We start from the raw sequence: 16,862 nt of genomic DNA on the forward strand, positions 1-16,862 counted from the left end.
GATCCATGGCTCTCGCGTCTACCAGTGCTAGTGCGGTAACCCCCTCTCCCGCAACACCGGCCACCAGCCCACTGGTGATGAAAGTCATCGCCGCCTGTGCGCTGGCTCATTTGATCAACGACCTGATCCAGGCGGTGCTGCCGTCGATCTATCCCATGCTCAAAGCCAACTATGACTTGAGCTTTACCCAGGTAGGGTTGATTACGCTCACGTTCCAGATCACGGCTTCGCTGCTGCAGCCCTGGATCGGCTTCTATACCGACCGCCACCCCAAGCCGTTCCTGCTGCCTGCCGGCATGGTCTGTACGTTGATTGGCGTGTTGATGCTGTCCATGGTGGGCAGTTTCGAGATGATCCTCCTGGCCTCCGCGTTGATCGGGATCGGCTCTTCGACCTTTCACCCGGAAACCTCCCGCGTGGCAAGGCTGGCGTCCGGCGGGCGCTTCGGGCTGGCACAGTCCACGTTCCAGGTCGGTGGCAATACCGGCTCTGCGTTTGGCCCCCTGCTCGCGGCGGCCATTGTCATTCCCTTCGGCCAAGGCAATGTGGCGTGGTTCGCCGTGTTTGCGGTGGCGGCCATTGGCGTGCTGTACGGGCTCAGCCGCTGGTATCGAGGCCATCTCAATACCTTCGCAGCCAAACGCAGCAAGGTCGCAACACATGGCCTGTCCCGCGGGCGCATCAATGGGGCGCTGGCCGTGCTGGCGCTGCTGGTGTTCTCCAAGTACTTCTACATGGCAAGCTTTACCAGCTATTTCACCTTTTACCTGATCGAAAAGTTCGACCTGTCGGTGGCCAGTTCGCAGCTGCACCTGTTCCTGTTCCTCGGCGCGGTGGCGGCGGGCACCTTCTTTGGCGGGCCGATCGGCGACCGCATCGGGCGCAAGACGGTGATCTGGTTCTCCATTCTGGGCGCGGCCCCTTTCACGCTGATGCTGCCCTATGTGGACCTGTTCTGGACCAGCGTGCTGAGCGTGGTGATCGGCTTCATCCTGGCGTCTGCATTTTCCGCCATCGTGGTGTACGCCCAAGAATTGCTCCCTGGCAACGTTGGCATGATCGCAGGGGTGTTCTTTGGCCTGATGTTTGGTTTCGGCGGTATCGGCGCTGCCTTGCTGGGCCAGCTGGCCGACGTGCATGGCATTGAATACGTGTACACGCTGTGTTCGTACCTGCCGCTGTTGGGCATCCTCACCGTATTGCTGCCGTCCACCCAAGCCAGAAGCTGAGGCTCAGATCTGCCCTAGCAACCACTGCCGGAACGCGCGCAGCGAGGGCAACGCCTCGTTGCGCTGCGGGTACACCAGGTAGTAACTGCGTTTGCTGGCCACTGGCTCGCCAACGCTTGTGAGCTCGCCCTTCGCCAGTTCTTCTTCCACCAGCACACGCGGCACCAGGCCTACGCCGATGCCGGCGCGTACGGCCTGGATCAGGTGCGAGGTCAACTCAAAGCTCGGCCCCAGGCGCATGCTTCGGTGTGGCAGGCCGTGGTGGCTGAACCATTCCGCCCAGGCGTGCGGGTTGGTGGCCACGGTCAACAAGGCCTGGCCGCTGATGCGCTCAGGCGTCAGCTCACCTAGCGCCTGCGCGCCTTCCACCCCCAGAATCACCACCAGTTGTTCGGCCTGCAGCCGGTGGCTGATCAGGCCCGGCAGCTCACCCGTACCCACACTGATCGCTGCGTCGATTTCGCTGGTAGCGAAGTCGATGGCTTCGATGCGTGAGTGAATGTGCACCATCATGCCCGGATGGGCCCGGTAAAAATCCTGAAGGCGTGGCAGTAACCATTTGGAGCCGAACGTAGGTAGTGTGGCCAGGCGCAGCGTGCCGGTGCCGGACTGAAAGGCCAGTGCCTGCAAGGTCGCGCTGCGAATCTGCCCCAAGGCCTCGCTCAACTCGCGCTGATACAACCGGCCGACGTCGGTGAGCTGCACCTGGCGCCCTTCGCGGCGGAACAAGGTAAGCCCGAGCAACTGCTCCAGGGCCTGTACCTGTCGGCTGACCGCGCTTTGCGTCAGGGACAACTCCTGGGCAGCGCGGGTGTAGCTTTCGTGTCGGGCAGCGGCTTCGAAGGCCAGCAGCAAGGACATGGAGGGGGTGAGGCGGCGGTGATTCATTCGCAAAAGTCATCGATAGGTGCAGGATTATCCGTTTGTGCTTCGCGCCCGGCCCGGCGAACATGGCACAACTCCGTACCCCTAGGCTTGCGCATCCATTCAATAAGCGCAAGCCAGCTTATAACGAGGCAGCGACCATGATCGCCCAGCTGCACCCGGCCACCGCGAAGGCCGACTACCGTGATTTTCTCGAAGCCCTGCGCGCCAGCGGCTTTAAAGGCGAAATCAGCGCCGACTACGCCAGCCGTACCGTACTGGCCACCGACAACTCGATTTATCAGCGGCTGCCCCAGGCCGCTGTATTCCCCCGCGACGCCGACGATGTGGCGCGGGTTGCCCGGCTGATGGCCGAGCCGGCCTATCGGCAGATCAAGCTCACCCCGCGCGGTGGCGGTACCGGTACCAACGGGCAGTCACTCACCGACGGCATCGTGGTCGACCTTTCACGGCATATGAACCGTATTCTGGAAATCGACGTCGAGAACCGTTGGGTGCGCGTAGAGGCAGGTGTGGTAAAGGACCAGCTCAACGCGGCGCTCAAGCCCCATGGGCTGTTCTTCGCACCCGAGCTGTCCACCTCCAACCGCGCCACCATCGGCGGCATGATCAACACCGATGCCAGCGGCCAGGGCAGTTGCACGTACGGCAAAACCCGCGACCACGTGCTGGAGTTGCATTCGCGCCTGCTGGGTGGCGAAGCAGTACACAGCCTGCCCATCGACGAGGCCGAACTGGAGCGCCAGTGCGCCCGCGAAGGTCGGGTAGGGGAGGTTTACCGCACCGCCCGCGAGATCAACGCCACCAAGGCGGCGCTTATCGAAGCGGTGTTCCCCAAGCTCAACCGCTGCCTCACCGGCTACGACCTGGCGCACCTGCGCGAAGCCGACGGCCGCTTCAACCTCAACAGCGTACTGTGCGGCGCCGAGGGCTCACTGGGCTTTGTAGTGGAAGCCAAGCTCAATGTGCTGCCCATTCCCAAATACTCGGTGCTGGTGAACGTACGCTACGGCAGCTTCATGGACGCCCTGCGTGATGCCCGTGCGCTCATCAAGCACAAGCCGCTGTCGATCGAAACCGTGGATTCGCGCGTATTGCTGCTGGCGATGAAAGACATCGTGTGGCACAGCGTGGCGGAGTACTTCCCGGCCGACCCGGACCGCCCCACGCTGGGTATCAACCTGGTGGAATTCAGTGGCGACGAGCCTGCGGAAGTCGAGGCGCGGGTAGCGGCGTTCGTGGCGCACCTGCAGGCGGACCTTAGCGTAGAGCGGCTTGGCCATACGCTGGCCGCCGGCAACGAAGCGGTAAACCGCGTGTACACCATGCGCAAGCGCTCGGTGGGCCTGCTGGGGAACGTGGACGGTGAGATCCGCCCGCAGCCCTTCGTGGAAGATACCGCCGTGCCTCCGGAGCAGTTGGCGGATTACATCGCCGAATTCCGCGCCCTTCTGGATGGCTATGGCCTGACCTACGGCATGTTTGGCCATGTGGATGCTGGTGTACTGCACGTTCGCCCTGCGCTGGACATGAAGGACCCAGCCCAGGCCGCGCTGGTGCGGCCTATTTCCGATGCAGTCGCCGCGCTTACGCAAAAATATGGCGGGCTGCTTTGGGGCGAACACGGCAAAGGCGTGCGCTCGGAATACGTGCCAGCGTTCTTTGGCGAGCTTTACCCTTCGTTACAGGCCCTGAAAACAGCCTTCGATCCATACAATCAGCTGAACCCGGGGAAAATCTGCACGCCGCTCGACAGCGCCGAACCCTTGTTGAAAGTGGATGAGGTGACGCTGCGGGGCGATCTGGACCGCACTATCGACGAGCGGGTATGGCAAAGCTACGGCACCGCCATGCATTGCAATGGTAACGGCGCCTGCTACAACTACGACCCCAACGACGCCATGTGCCCCTCCTGGAAAGCCACTCGCCAGCGGTCCCAGTCCCCGAAGGGCAGGGCGTCGCTGGTGCGCGAATGGCTACGGCTGCAAGGCGAGGCCGGGGTGGACGTATTGTCACCGGCCCGTCGCCAGCCAGGCTTCTGGCAAACCCTGCCGCAGCGCTGGCGCAACAGCCGGGACAGCAAGGCCGGCCAGCAGGACTTCTCCCACCAGGTATACGACGCCATGGCCGGCTGCCTGGCGTGCAAATCCTGTGCAGGGCAGTGCCCGGTAAAAGTGAACGTGCCGGAATTCCGCTCGCGCTTCCTTGAGCTCTATCACACCCGCTACCTGCGCCCGGCGCGGGATTACCTGATCGGTTCGCTGGAGTTCACCATTCCATACCTGGCCCGAGTGCCGGGGCTGTACAACGGCCTGATGAACGCACCCGTGATCAAGGGGGTGCTGGCGCGCCGAGTGGGCATGGTCGACAGCCCGTTGCTCAGCCGCTTCAACTTCCACGCCAGCCTGCGCCGCTGGGACGTACAGCCGGCTACCCCTGCGAAACTGATCGGGCTGACCGAGGCGCAGCGGGCGCGCAGTGTGATCCTGGTGCAGGATGCGTTCACCCGGTATTTCGAAACCCCATTGCTGGCCAACCTGATCGAGCTGGTCTCGCGCCTGGGCTATCAGGTGTATCTGGCGCCGTTCTTCGCCAACGGCAAGCCACTGCATGTGCAGGGCTTCCTCGGTGCCTTCAACAAGGCGGCCATTCGCAACGCCAGCCAGTTGCAGGCACTGAGCGCGTTCGGCGTGCGCATGGTCGGGCTGGACCCGGCCATGACGCTGGTCTATCGCCAGGAATACGCCAAGGTGCCCGGGATCGCACAGCTGCCGAAAGTGGACCTCCCCCAGGAGTGGCTGCTCGACGCGCTGCCAGAAACGCTCAAGGCGAGTGCCGCCAAGCCTTATAGGCTGCTCGCCCACTGCACGGAAAAAACCAACGCGCCGGCGAGCACCAGGCAGTGGGAAATGCTGTTCAGCCGCGTTGGCCTTACCTTGGCAACTCAGGCCACCGGTTGCTGCGGCATGTCCGGCACCTATGGGCATGAAGCGCGTAACCAGGAGACGTCGCGGACCATCTTCGACCAGTCCTGGGCGGGGCAGGTGGCACCTGCGGCCGATGACAAGGGCGAGGCGCTGGCCACCGGGTATTCCTGCCGCAGCCAGACCAAACGCTTGGCCGGGCGTGAACTGCGCCACCCGCTGGAGATCCTGCTGGAGCTGCAACGGGCGGCGGGTTGATTGATAGGCTGCGGCGTTCTGCTGTCCACACGTAATCACCCGTGACAGGAGAACGCCATGGCCCTTCCCCATCAGGCCTTCATACATGTGCTGGACGTTCCACTCACCGTGGGCAACCTGCCCATGCTCGCCGATGGCAAGCTGGCTGCGGTAGACGCAGTGCGGCTGGAGCGTAATGACTGGGTGCCCAATAATCCGCGCCTGCCAGTGATCGTCTGCCGGCAGGTGCTGTCCCAGATCAGCGATCCCGCAGCGGCCTTCGAGCAACTGTTCGAGGTCAATCACTGGCCCGCGCAATGGCGCGACGGTGTGTTCACCTACCATCACTACCACTCCACCGCCCATGAGGTGCTTGGCGTCGCCTGTGGCGAAGCGCGGTTGGTGCTGGGTGGGCCAGATGGTTATGAAACCGAGGTGCGGGCGGGAGACGTAGTGTTGTTGCCCGCTGGCACCGGGCACTGCCAGCTCAGCGCCAGCAGGGATTTTCTTGTAGTGGGCGCCTACCCGGCGGGGGCTACCTTCGACATTTGTCGTGAAGCCCCAACCCCTGAGCAACAACGCAGTATCGCCGACGCTACCTATCCCGCGTCAGACCCTGTGTTCGGTGCGCAAGGGCCGTTTCATCCGCTGTGGTGGGGTGACTCATGAGCGAGGCACGGCTGGGCTTTGCCTGTATGTATCGCCACTCGCACCGCAGCCTGGCGATAAAGGAACTGGAAGCGATCGAGAAGGCGTTCAACCCTCGTACCACCACAGTGCGCTGGATCAGCAGCGCTACGGTAGAGGCCGCCGCGGAAAAACTGCGCCAGCTGATCGAGCACAACCTCGATGCCCAACTTCGGCTGCTGGCCTACGTGGCGGAATTACCGCCGGCCCTGCGTATGTTGCGCCTGAGTAGCGACCTGTTGCCGTTGTACAGCCACCCCAGCGTGACGGCGTTTTATCAGGACCCAACCCTGCAAGCGCATTTGCAGCAGCGCTTTATGGAGATTGGCGACTACGCGCGCGGCGCGGACATCAGGCTGTCCTTCCACCCCGGGCAATATTGCGTGCTGGGTTCGGACCGGCCCGAGGTTGTGGAAAACAGCTTGGCAGAGTTCGAGTACCACGCCGACATGATCCGCATGATGGGCTATGGCCAGCGCTTTCAGGACTTCAAGTGCAACGTGCACATTGCCGGCCGCCTGGGTGTGCAAGGGGTGCGGGCGGTGTGGCCACGGCTGTCAGAGGTTGCACGCAATACCATCACCTTCGAAAACGAAGAGAGAACCTATGGCGTGGACGACTGCCTTGCCATCGCTGACCTGGCACCGGTGGTGCTCGACATCCATCACTGCTGGATCAACGAAGAGGCGTATATCCCTCCCGATGACCGCAGGGTAGGCCGCATCATCGACAGCTGGCGTGGCGTGCGCCCGGCCATGCATTACTCGCAACCGCCTGAGCACCTGCAGGCGCTAGGGTTCGGGCCAGATGACCCGCTGGAAATACCCGCCTTGCTGGAGAAGGTCAACAAGCGCGACCTGTATGCGCACAGCGCCCGCATGTGGAACCACAAAACCAACGAGTACGCGCTGCAGTTCCTCGACCGTTTCGACATCATGTTCGAAGCCAAGGAAAAGAACCTTGCAACGCTGGAATTCTATCAGCGGTATTTATTGCACACCTGATCAGGCAAAGCGAAGGGCCGTGGCGGTGGAAAACTGGCGGGGAAAGGCTTATCCACTAGCCGCCGACCACCGTCCTTGCCCACTTCCCACCGTTGGGCTATACGGTTGGCCAGGACATTTCAGGCGTAAGCCTTCAGCTGTGGCGCGTCGCGAATTCGAGGGTCCGGTTGTTCAACCGACTCAACAAGGAAGCTGGCTCATGGCTACTACTCGCCGTACCCTTCTCAAACTTTCCCTTGGCGCCGGCGCAGTGTGCGTGTTCGGTGGCATCGTGCCCGGCATGCGCCAATTGGCGGCAGCCACCGTGCGGGTACGCCGCAACGTGAACAGCCTGGCGCCGAACGACCCCGACCTGGCGTGCTATCGCGACTTCGTGGGCATAATGAAAGCCAGGCCCGAGAGTAACCGGGTGAGCTGGATTGCCTTTGCCAACCAGCATGGCAACAACAACGCCTTCAACCTCTGCCCTCATGGCAGCTGGTATTTCCTGCCATGGCACCGGGGTTATCTGGAAATGTACGAACTGGCGGCGGCCTCGCTCACCGGCAACGCCAACTTCGCCATGCCCTACTGGGACTGGACAGCCTTGCGAACCCTCCCGGCTGCCTTCACCGACCCGCTCTACAACGGCCAGCCCAACCCGCTGTATGTGCCCACTCGCAACACATTGACCGGCCCCTATGCACTGACCGACTCGCTCACCGGCCCGGGCGTGATGCAGAGCATTTATGCCGAAACCGTGTTCGAGGCCTTCGGCACCAGCCGCAACCCGGCGCAAAACAGTACCGACCCGTCCTGGGTGCCGGCCGGTGGCGGCGTGCAGGGCATTCTGGAAAGCACGCCCCACAACAACGTGCACGACAACATCGGGGGCTACATGCCCAACCCCAATTCGCCATTGGACCCATTGTTCATGATGCACCACGGCAATATCGACCGGATCTGGCTGTGGTGGAACACGCTCGGCCGACAAAACAGCACCGACCCGCTGTGGCTGAATATGAATTTCCTCAAGCATTACATCAGCCCGCAGGGCAAGTTTTACAGCCGGGTAGTGAAGAACATGCGCTCCACCACCAGCATGGGCTACACCTACGACAGCCTGCCTACCAAGGCAAAGAGCGCCGTTGCCAACGCCGTTACCAGCGAAGCGACTGCCGCTGCGGCCTTGTCGAGCATCCGCGACCGCAACGTGGCGGCACTGCTGGACCCCAGCCAGCCCTCGAATCTAAAGCGTGTAAAGAAAACCAAACCCGGGATAGCGAAGCTGACCGACCCATTGGATGTGCCCTTGACCGCGCCGGGTTCCACACTGGATGCGGTGATCGCCGGCACTGACGCCCCGCCTAATAACCGCGAGGTGTTCGCGGTGCTGCGCGATATTGTGATGGGCGAGAACGTGAACACCTTCCGCGTGTTCATCAACCTGATGGAAGCCAGCTTGGACGTGCCGGACAGCGACCCGCACTTCGTGCGGACGGTGTCGTTCCTGCGTCATACGATGGCTGGCCATGCCGGCCATGGCGGGGCGCTGTCGACGCAGGTCAACCTCACGGCAACGGTGCGCCGGTTGGCCCAGGCTGGCCTGCTGACCGGGGACCAGGTCACGGTACAGATCGTGCCCGTGCCCGCACCGGGGGTGGCCGCCTCGCAAGTGGGCACGGTAACGCCGGGGTCGGTGGAAATTGTTTTCGTTTAGCCGGGCATTGCTGTTGCTGGCCGGCCTGGGCGGTGCTTCAGCCCAGGCCGCCACAGCCACACTCGCAGCACCTGGGTTGATTTGCCGGCGCTATCCGGTAGAAACCTTGCAAAGCCTGCGCAACGGCGATACACGGTTGGTTGTGGTGGTGCAGGCATTCACCCCGCCTACCACCGGGCCGGCAGGCCTGGCGGTGTGGCTGGCCCCGCCGGGCGGAATCGAGGTGGAACTTGCCCGCCTGGCCATCCATCCTCGCCAGGCTTATCAAGCCTACGAACGTGCACGCTGGCAGCGCTTTCTCGTATCGCTCGCGGCCCACGCCGGGCAACTGCATGACGATAACCCGCTGTGCATCAAGGTAGGGTTTGCGCTGAGCGCTGCGCAAGGGCAAGGCGGGGTGGTGTTTGATCTGGAGGTGATAGGCGCGGGCGATGGTCGGTGAGCGAAACGGCACGTGGACTGTAGGACCGGTCGGAGCCGGGCATCCGGCAAAGCCCGGGAACAGGCATGACCCGGGCCTGAGTCGAAACCGATTCGGAGGTCCCGCTCCCCACCGGGGGCTCGCTAACCATGTCCACCTCGTAACCTATCCTGAGTTTTTTGACACAATCCAATCCCCTGCCTATACCTTCGCTTCCATACCTCAGCAGGCAGGGTAGCCCCATGGATAGCCGCAGCCCTGGTCAGTCTCAGCAGTCGACCTCCTCTCGCAAAGCCGTTTTCCACTCGTCCGCGTTTCAACCCCATCGCCTCAGCCTCGCTATCGTTGCCGCGCTGAGTTTCATGGCTGCCGATGGCGCCGTCGCTGCCGCAGGCAGTTGCAGCGGTGCCAGCACCACCTTGAGTACGCGTGTAACCGAGCCGTGCAATCTCGGCCGCAACGAGTCGCTTACGGTGACCGCCGACGGCGGCATCAAGGTGGCCGATGTGGCGGCGGTGGTCGTGCAACACGCGGCGGCCGGGCGTAACCAGATTTTCAACAGCGGCACGCTGGCTGGGGAAGAGGGCATCGTCATCTTCAATACGGTGTTTTCCGGAAAGCTCCAGAACACCGCAACGGGGGTGATCGAGGGCATGAACGAGGGCATCATCCTGTCGGGAAGCACCTTCACGGGTAATGTGCTGAACGCCGGCGCCGTCACCTCCACCCAGGCCGCCGCGTTGAGCCTGGTGAACAGTACGGTGACCGGCAACCTCAGCAACAGCGGGCTGCTGGCGGGGGAGCGTAACGATGCCTACGGGCGTAACGGCCTGCTGATCAGCAGCAGCGAAATCACCGGCGACCTGCGCAACAGCGGCAGTATTGCCAGTGGCTCTGCGGCCGTTCGCATCGAAAACAGCAGGCTGGGCGGCAGCCTGATCAATGCCGGTTCAATCGAAGGCAGCAACGGGCTGGTGCTTACTGATGTACGCATCGGCGCAAGCCTGATCAACAGCGGTAGCCTGCAGGCCGACCAGGACGCGATTTACATCTCCGACACCATCATAGTTGGCAGCCTGACCAACGCGGGCAATATCAAAGGTGAGAACGGGGCCTATATCCAGTTCGCTACCATCGGCGGCGATGTTCAAACCTGGGGCAGCATCGCAGGTAGCGATCGTGGCCTGGTATTGGTCAATGCCACCGTCGAGGGCCGGGTTGTCAACGATGGTGACATTTCCGGCAGCGTTGATCCCTTCACTCTGCTGACTGTCACGGTGGGTGACGATGTGGTGAACCGGGGCAGCATCGTGGGCGGCTCCGGCGCTGCGATCAGTGGCAGCACCATTGGCGGCGACGTGATCAACCAGGGCAGCATCCTGACGTACCTCTCGCAAACCAGCATTAATGACAGCACCATCAAGGGCCGCTTCGCCAACTACGGCACCATTGGCACACAGGGCGGCGACACGGCTTGGAGCGGCTTGAGTGTCAGCGGGAGCACGGTAGGCGGTGAGTTCGTCAACGCCGGCAAGATCATCGGCGCGGGCACCAGCTACGCGCTGGACATCAGCAGCTCTACGCTCAGCGGCCGGTTGGTCAACCGTGGCAGTATCACCGGTGCCCGGGCACTGAATATCACGGACAGCACGCTGGCAAGCGTGACCAACACTGGCACCCTCAAGGGCAGCGAGCGCGGCGTGTCGGTACAGGGAGAAAGCGAGCTTACCGGCGGCCTGGTGAATGCCGGCCTGATCTCCGGTAGCGAGTATTCCCTTTACGTTGACCCAGCCAGTACGTTGAACAACCTGTACATCGCAGGCAACGACACCGCGCGGTTTGCCGGCGATGTATACGCGCCAAACACCACCGCCACCGTCTACAGCGACGCCACCTATAGTGTCCGCGCCCGGGATCGCTGGACAGTGGACAGCTTCATCAACCGCGGCACCCTGGTACTGACCGCGTCCACCAGCCGCAGCGCCACGCCGGCGACCATCACCGGGGACTACAGCCAGCGCAATGGGGCGATGTTGCGCACCGAAGTGCTGGACCAGACACACTACGGCAAACTGGTGGTGACCGGCACCGCTACGTTGCCGAGCCAGGCCCTTATCGACGTGGACGTTGCCAATGCCAGCCAGCCCTTCCGTGTAAGCAGGCTTCAGGATGTGCTCAGCGCCGGTACGTTGAAGTCCGATGGCACCTTTGCGGTAACCGGCAACTCGGCGCTGTTTAACTTCGGCGCTGTGAAGGATGGCAACACGGTGGACCTTACCCTCGCGGCCAAGTCTGCCACCGGGGCCCGCGCGGCAGTCGCCAGCAGTGGCCTTGCTTCCGCTGCCGGAGTAGCGGGCGTATTGGATGCCGAGTTTGCCAAGGGTTCGTCCAGTAGCCTGGCGCCGTATTTCGTTTCGGCGACCAGCACGGCCCAGGTGGCCAATGCGTTGAGCCAGACCCTACCGTTGGGCAATGCCAGCCTGCGGGCGAGCCAGGCCGCGTTGGGCGAAATATCCCAGGCATTGCAGGACCGACTGGTGCCTGTGACCTCGGAGCTGCCAAGCCTGAGAATGGCCCCGACACTCTGGTCAAAACCCTTCACTTCGCTGGCCAGCGGCGCCCGCGGCAGCAGTAGCGGAAGCGGCCAGGTGATCGGCATGGATACCCGTACCTCCAGTACGCAGCGGGTAGGCCTTGCGTTCGCCTACGCCGATGGCGACACCCAAGGCGATGCGCTTGGCAATGGCCAGAACAGCCGGCTCGACCTCTGGCAGTTCACAGGGTACAGCGCCTATACGCTTGCCCCGGATACGGAATTCATGGTTTACGCCGGCGCGGGTCACAATCGCGTTGCGGGCGAACGCAGCCTGGCGCTCTCGGGTGTGAGCGGCAAAGCGAAGGGCGAATACGACAGCCTGTTCGCCACAGTGGGCGCCAGCCTGGGCCATGCCTACAGGTTAAGCGAGGCAACCCGTTTCGTGCCGTCGGCGCGCCTGGACTACAACCACATTCGAGACGAGGGCTATCGCGAGCAAGGCTCCAGCAGCATCGCGCCGCTGTTGCTTTCCGTGGAAGGGCGCCACACGGACCAGCTGATCGCCGGGCTGGATGGTCGGCTGGAGCATGAGTTCAGCCCGGGTGGCAGCCGGCTGCAGCTGAATCTCGGCGTGGGGGTAGACCTCATCAACGACGCCAACGGTGTGACCGCAAGCTTTGCCGGCGCGCCGGGGCAGCGGTTCGAAACCCGCGGCAGCGAAGCCAGCCCTTGGCTGGTACGTGGTGGCTTGAGCCTGGTCACACCGCTCACTGCGAACGGGGCCGAGCTCACGGTCAACTACTCCGGGCAAGGCCGTAGCGATTACGGCGATTCGGCCGCGACCGTGGCTGTGAAAGTGCCGTTCTAAGCCAAGCGATTGAACTGAACTTCCGTTCCCGCAGGGGGCTCAGGTGAAAGGTATCGATCAATCAGCGAGGAGACAGTGAATGCCCGATTCACACGGCAAGATCCGCTACGGCGTGGTAGCGGGAGGTTCGATTTCTCAGGGCGCGTTCATGCCCGGCGTCGGCCAGACCGACAACTCGGTAATGACCGCCCTGGTCACCGGCGACCCGGTAAAAGCCGACCGCCTGGCCAAACAGTATTCGCTCAAAAGCTACAGCTATGACGAATACCCCGCACTGTTGGCCTCTGGCGAAGTGGACGCGGTGTACGTTGCCACCCCGAACTTCCGCCACCGCGAATTCGTAGTTCCGGCGCTGGAGGCGGGTATTCATGTGTTGCTCGAAAAACCCATGGCGACCAACGAGGAAGACTGCAAAGCGATGATTGCCGCCGCGCAACAGTCGGGGGCCAGGTTGATGATCGCCTACCGCCTGCATTGCGAGCCCGGAACCCTGGAGATGATCGAGCGGGTACACGCTGGCGAGTTCGGCGAACCCCGCTTGTTCACCTCCACCTTCACGCAGACGGTCAAGCGCAGCAACCACCGGCTGCACAATGGCTTCGCCGCCGGGCCGGTGTTCGACATGGGGCCTTATCCGCTCAACATGGTGCGTCAGCTGTTCGGGGCGGAGCCCATCGAGGTCAGCGCGGTGGGCGTAAAAACGCCGGGTGATGAAATAAATACCTGGGATACGGTAACAGTATCGCTGCGTTTTCCCGAGGAACGGCTTGCGCAGTTCACCGTCAGCTGCAACCTTCCCAGCGCGGAGCGTTTTCAGTTCCTGGGCAGCAAGGGCGAGATCGAGGCCTCTCCCTGTTTCGGCTACGGCGAAGGCGTAAGCATCCGCTATCGCGCCTCCCTCAATGGCAATACGCAGGAACACGTACATCCGGTCGTGGACCAGTTTGCCGGCGAGACGGCGTATTTCTCCGACTGCATTCTCAAAGGGCAAATGCCAGAGCCGGATGGAGATGAAGGCTGGCGCGACGTGCGAGTAGTGGAGGCTATCGAGCGGGCGCTGACTACGGGCCAGCCCCAGAAGCTTGAGCCCTTGGCCCCGAAACGCGCCGCCACCCGTGACCAACAACGGCAGTTCCCATTGGCCGAAGCACCGGCGTACATAAACACCGAATCGCCGACGGAGTGACCGCCGGCACAGGCGCGGGCGCGGCTCAACGGTCCGGGACGATACCGCCGAGCGCTCGCGCCGCTGCAAGCAGGGCCAGGTGGGTCAGGCCCTGAGGCAGGTTGCCAAGGTAGGCCCGCGAGTGGGGGTCGACCATCTCTGAGTAGATCCCCACACCATGGTCCAACCCTTTTACGGCCTCGGTAAACATCTGTGTCGCCTGCTCAAGGCGCCCTTGTGTCGCATGGGCTTCGACCATCCAGAACGTGCAGGCCAGAAAACAGCCTTCTTCCTGTTCCACCCCACTGTAGCGGTAGTGGAAGCCCTTGCAGCCCAGCTCGTTATCAATGGCCTGCAAGGTGCTTTGCAGTCGCTCGGGGGAAGAGAACCCAAAGCGCACCGCCAAGGCCAGGGAGGCATCCAGCCGCCCGCTGCCTGGATAGAACTCATAGGCCTGCCGGGCTGCGCACCAACAGTGCTCATCGATCCAGGCATGAATGCGCTGCCGCTCTCTGTCCCAGCGGTCTCGACAGGTTGTTGGCAGGTGGCCGCTGTCCGCCAACTCCACGGCACGGCTGAGGGCCTGCCAGCAGCTGACCTTGGACATGGTGTAATGCTGCGGTTCGGGCAACTCCCAGATGCCGCAGTCCTTGCGTCGCCAGCTATCTGCACACTGGTCCGCGAGCCCCGAGAGCAGCATGGCACTGGGCGAGTCCAGAACATTGCCGCAATCGATAAAGCAGCGCGCGGTTTCGAAGATATCGCCGAATATCCCGTGTTGGTGCTGATCGGTCGCGTTGTTACCTACAACGGGAGGTGAGTGTTTATAGCCGGGCAAGTCCACAGGCCGAGTGGTATCTCCCAGTGCGCCGTCCAAGGTGTAACACACACGTGGGCCGTGCTCGCTCAGCCGCCTTAACAGCCAGGCGAATGCCGCTTGTGCTTCGGGCTGTGCGCCGATACTGAGAAAGGCTTCGATGGTGTAGCCCGCGTCGCGAACCCAGGCAAAGCGGTAATCGTAGTTCTTGTCACCGCCGAGGCGTTCCGGCAGCGAAGTGGTAGCGGCTGCCATGATCGACCCGCTGGCTGAGGACAGCAGCAGCTTGAGCGCCAGCGCGCTGCGGGTTACCAGGCCTTTATAGTCGCCTTCATAGCACAGCCCTTTGGCCCATTGCCGCCATTCGCGATCCGAGCCGTCGATACGTGCATCGATCAAGTGCAGTGAGGGTATGACGAGGGGTTCGTCCCGCCCGGCCACGATCGCCAATACCTCCTTCTGCCCCTCTTTCACCTTCAGGGTGGCACGTACACCCAGGTCGTCTTCCCGCTCCACCTTCAGTGCGTTGCCGTGCAAGAACATGCCCAATATCTTGCCGGCGTGGAAAACGCTGCCGTTGCCAGTAGGGGAGAGGTACGGGCATACCTTATCGGCCTGGGTCCCGAAGTCGATCTCCACCTTGAACGTCACGTGGCCCTCAAGCCCCTCGACCCGCCGCGCCAACTCGGCCCACGGCAGCCGCCCGCCTGGCCCGCTGTTCAATGACTCCGTGAGGCGCGCCCGGCCCGTGTCGGTGGTAACCACGGTTTCGAGCACGTTACTGTCCGGCAAATAACGCCGTTCGACTCGATACGGAGCATCGGGCGCGATCATGAAATACCCGCCGGTTTCTGGTGCCATCAAGCGATCGAACAAGGGCGGCGAATCCATATGGGGTACGCACCACCAGTCCACTGAACCGTCCCAGCCTACCAGCCCCACAGACCGGCCATCGCCAAGGGCGCCATAGCCTTCTAGCGGTAAATAGCCGTCGGCGTCACGCACAGGCTCGACCTGCTGTTTGGAGAGACGTAGCGGTTTGTTCATGAACGGTGCCTTGGCGAGTGGACGGAGCAGCCATCGAGGCGCTGCTTGCAAGGGTTCCGACTGCCACGGGTGTGCAGGGTTCGTTCGAGGTGTCTGGGGCCGCTATCAAGGGCAAGCAGCCGGACGCTAACTGTGATGGCGAAGCCTTACCCAGCCGCCACTCGATAGCTTTGCGCTACCTGTCACTTTGTTAGCTAGCCGATGTGAAAAGTGAGCGTTAACTTGGCTACGGGTAATTGATATACCGCGCCGGAGGCACAGTGCCCTCGGCGCCATGTACGGTACTCATGTAAATTAAGTCGGCATAGCACTGCACCATTAGAAGCATGGCGCGGTGTGCAATAAAGAGGATAAAGGTCATGACAACCGATCAATCCGAATCCCCGGTACACGTAGCAGGGAAGATGACGGCCAGTTTCGTGGTTGCCGATAGTCCACCGCAGCCATTCAAAACCGCCACCCACGCCTATCTTGATGATACGCGGCTGCATGTTTACGGGATCTCGGAGGAAAACGGGCAGGTAAATGTAATCTATTTGTGGATCCCGCGTGAAATTAAGAACGGCACTTACCCCATTGAAAGCGTTGATAAAGACACGGCAGTTTTTGCGGCAATATCCTATGAAGGGGTTAGCCCCCGCGTGCAGGGTGGGAAAATCTCCATTGAATGGGACCGCACAAGGAATCGGTTCAAGGCTGGTTTCAAATTGGAAGCAGCGTCGGAAGGCAAAACCTATAACGTGAATGATGGTTACGTTGAAGCAGGTGTCTGGCCTTCAACGAAGGGCTCAGATGGTGTTACCGCAACCATTTCACCTCCTTTGTTGGACGGCGATGGCTCGTTCACGGCCGATGAATGCCGCTTCGAGACTGGTGGCGACAATTGGCTGTTGCTAGCCACTCAACGGGTGGGGGAATCCACCCAAGGTGTTCTATTGCGAATACCAGGCAATTACCAGCCCGGAGACCCGACGGACAATTGGGTCGGCTTCCTTGTCTACGCTCATGGCTTTCATACGGGAAGAAATCTTGCTTTTTCAGACTTCACTTGGGATCAGGCGCAGAAACGCCTCAAGGCAGGCTTCACCTTCGAAGCTACGATCGCCGGCAGGTTGCATAAAGTGGAGAACGGGCACATCGCACTTACGTACTGAGGGTTTCGCTCTAGAGATCTGACGAATTACTCAGCAGCGAAATTTTCGTTCCAATATTTTCTTTGTGGTCAGCTTCATCTGTAACGCCCTTTGGAAAACCTGTCAGTTCTGCCAGCTATCGCTTTGAACTGAAACTTATTAACTTGATTGCTGCGCCCGGCACGATACGTTGCTCTGCTGGGCTTTCGG

General features: G+C 61.9%; 11 protein-coding genes. 9 read left to right on the forward strand and 2 right to left on the reverse strand.

The window, feature by feature from the left end; translation table 11 throughout:
• Positions 1-5 precede the first annotated feature (5 nt).
• Positions 6-1,229, forward strand: coding sequence for an MFS transporter (locus tag AC3Z8Y_RS03135; protein ID WP_490088412.1), 1,224 nt, complete (start codon positions 6-8; stop codon positions 1,227-1,229).
• Positions 1,230-1,232: 3 nt separating this feature from the next.
• Here the strand turns inward: AC3Z8Y_RS03135 and AC3Z8Y_RS03140 are convergent, their stop codons facing one another.
• On the reverse strand, positions 1,233-2,117 hold the full coding sequence (locus AC3Z8Y_RS03140; RefSeq protein ID WP_490088413.1) for a LysR substrate-binding domain-containing protein: 885 nt from the start codon (positions 2,115-2,117) through the stop codon (positions 1,233-1,235).
• Positions 2,118-2,254: 137 nt separating this feature from the next.
• On the opposite strand from AC3Z8Y_RS03140, the gene ydiJ reads away from it, so the two are divergent.
• The 7 genes from ydiJ to AC3Z8Y_RS03175 all read left to right on the forward strand — a co-directional run bounded on the left by ydiJ (position 2,255) and on the right by AC3Z8Y_RS03175 (position 13,676).
• Positions 2,255-5,296 (forward strand): D-2-hydroxyglutarate dehydrogenase YdiJ, encoded by a 3,042-nt coding sequence (gene ydiJ, locus AC3Z8Y_RS03145; protein ID WP_490088414.1) that lies wholly within the window; start codon positions 2,255-2,257, stop codon positions 5,294-5,296.
• A 57-nt stretch (positions 5,297-5,353) separates the two neighbouring features.
• A complete protein-coding gene (locus AC3Z8Y_RS03150; RefSeq protein WP_490088415.1) occupies positions 5,354-5,944 on the forward strand; it encodes a cupin domain-containing protein in 591 nt (196 codons plus the stop codon).
• Positions 5,941-6,966 (forward strand): UV damage endonuclease UvsE, encoded by a 1,026-nt coding sequence (locus tag AC3Z8Y_RS03155; RefSeq protein WP_490088416.1) that lies wholly within the window; start codon positions 5,941-5,943, stop codon positions 6,964-6,966. Before AC3Z8Y_RS03150 ends, AC3Z8Y_RS03155 begins: the two co-directional genes overlap by 4 nt.
• Positions 6,967-7,165: 199 nt before the next feature.
• Entirely contained in the window at positions 7,166-8,665 is a 1,500-nt protein-coding gene (locus AC3Z8Y_RS03160; protein WP_490088417.1) for a tyrosinase family protein, read from the forward strand.
• Positions 8,652-9,107, forward strand: coding sequence for a hypothetical protein (locus AC3Z8Y_RS03165; protein WP_490088418.1), 456 nt, complete (start codon positions 8,652-8,654; stop codon positions 9,105-9,107). The genes AC3Z8Y_RS03160 and AC3Z8Y_RS03165 overlap by 14 nt, the downstream gene beginning before the upstream one ends.
• 221 nt (positions 9,108-9,328) lie before the next feature.
• On the forward strand, positions 9,329-12,490 hold the full coding sequence (locus AC3Z8Y_RS03170) for an autotransporter family protein (protein ID WP_490088419.1): 3,162 nt from the start codon (positions 9,329-9,331) through the stop codon (positions 12,488-12,490).
• Between the two features lie 79 nt (positions 12,491-12,569).
• Positions 12,570-13,676: a Gfo/Idh/MocA family protein gene (locus AC3Z8Y_RS03175; RefSeq protein ID WP_490088420.1), complete on the forward strand. Its 1,107-nt coding sequence runs from the start codon at positions 12,570-12,572 to the stop codon at positions 13,674-13,676.
• A gap of 25 nt (positions 13,677-13,701) precedes the next feature.
• Here AC3Z8Y_RS03175 and AC3Z8Y_RS03180 read toward each other — a convergent pair whose 3' ends face one another.
• Positions 13,702-15,519 (reverse strand): glycoside hydrolase family 15 protein, encoded by a 1,818-nt coding sequence (locus AC3Z8Y_RS03180; RefSeq protein WP_490088421.1) that lies wholly within the window; start codon positions 15,517-15,519, stop codon positions 13,702-13,704.
• Between the two features lie 359 nt (positions 15,520-15,878).
• On the opposite strand from AC3Z8Y_RS03180, the gene AC3Z8Y_RS03185 reads away from it, so the two are divergent.
• Positions 15,879-16,673 carry a hypothetical protein gene (locus AC3Z8Y_RS03185; RefSeq protein WP_490088422.1) on the forward strand — a complete coding sequence of 265 codons (795 nt, stop codon included), beginning with the start codon at positions 15,879-15,881 and terminating at the stop codon, positions 16,671-16,673.
• The last annotated feature ends 189 nt before the right edge of the window (positions 16,674-16,862 follow it).

The sequence above is a fragment of the Pseudomonas sp. 3MAES_34.3B genome, from assembly GCF_058145875.1.

Excerpts from the sequence above, each read along its gene's own strand:
- AC3Z8Y_RS03180 (WP_490088421.1), bottom strand. The coding sequence starts at position 15,519 with ATGAACAAACCGCTACGTCTCTCCAAACAGCAGGTCGAGCCTGTGCGT.
- AC3Z8Y_RS03175 (WP_490088420.1), top strand. The coding sequence starts at position 12,570 with ATGCCCGATTCACACGGCAAGATCCGCTACGGCGTGGTAGCGGGAGGT.
- AC3Z8Y_RS03185 (WP_490088422.1), top strand. The coding sequence starts at position 15,879 with ATGACAACCGATCAATCCGAATCCCCGGTACACGTAGCAGGGAAGATG.
- AC3Z8Y_RS03160 (WP_490088417.1), top strand. The coding sequence starts at position 7,166 with ATGGCTACTACTCGCCGTACCCTTCTCAAACTTTCCCTTGGCGCCGGC.
- AC3Z8Y_RS03155 (WP_490088416.1), top strand. The coding sequence starts at position 5,941 with ATGAGCGAGGCACGGCTGGGCTTTGCCTGTATGTATCGCCACTCGCAC.
- ydiJ (WP_490088414.1), top strand. The coding sequence starts at position 2,255 with ATGATCGCCCAGCTGCACCCGGCCACCGCGAAGGCCGACTACCGTGAT.
- AC3Z8Y_RS03170 (WP_490088419.1), top strand. The coding sequence starts at position 9,329 with ATGGATAGCCGCAGCCCTGGTCAGTCTCAGCAGTCGACCTCCTCTCGC.
- AC3Z8Y_RS03150 (WP_490088415.1), top strand. The coding sequence starts at position 5,354 with ATGGCCCTTCCCCATCAGGCCTTCATACATGTGCTGGACGTTCCACTC.
- AC3Z8Y_RS03135 (WP_490088412.1), top strand. The coding sequence starts at position 6 with ATGGCTCTCGCGTCTACCAGTGCTAGTGCGGTAACCCCCTCTCCCGCA.
- AC3Z8Y_RS03140 (WP_490088413.1), bottom strand. The coding sequence starts at position 2,117 with ATGAATCACCGCCGCCTCACCCCCTCCATGTCCTTGCTGCTGGCCTTC.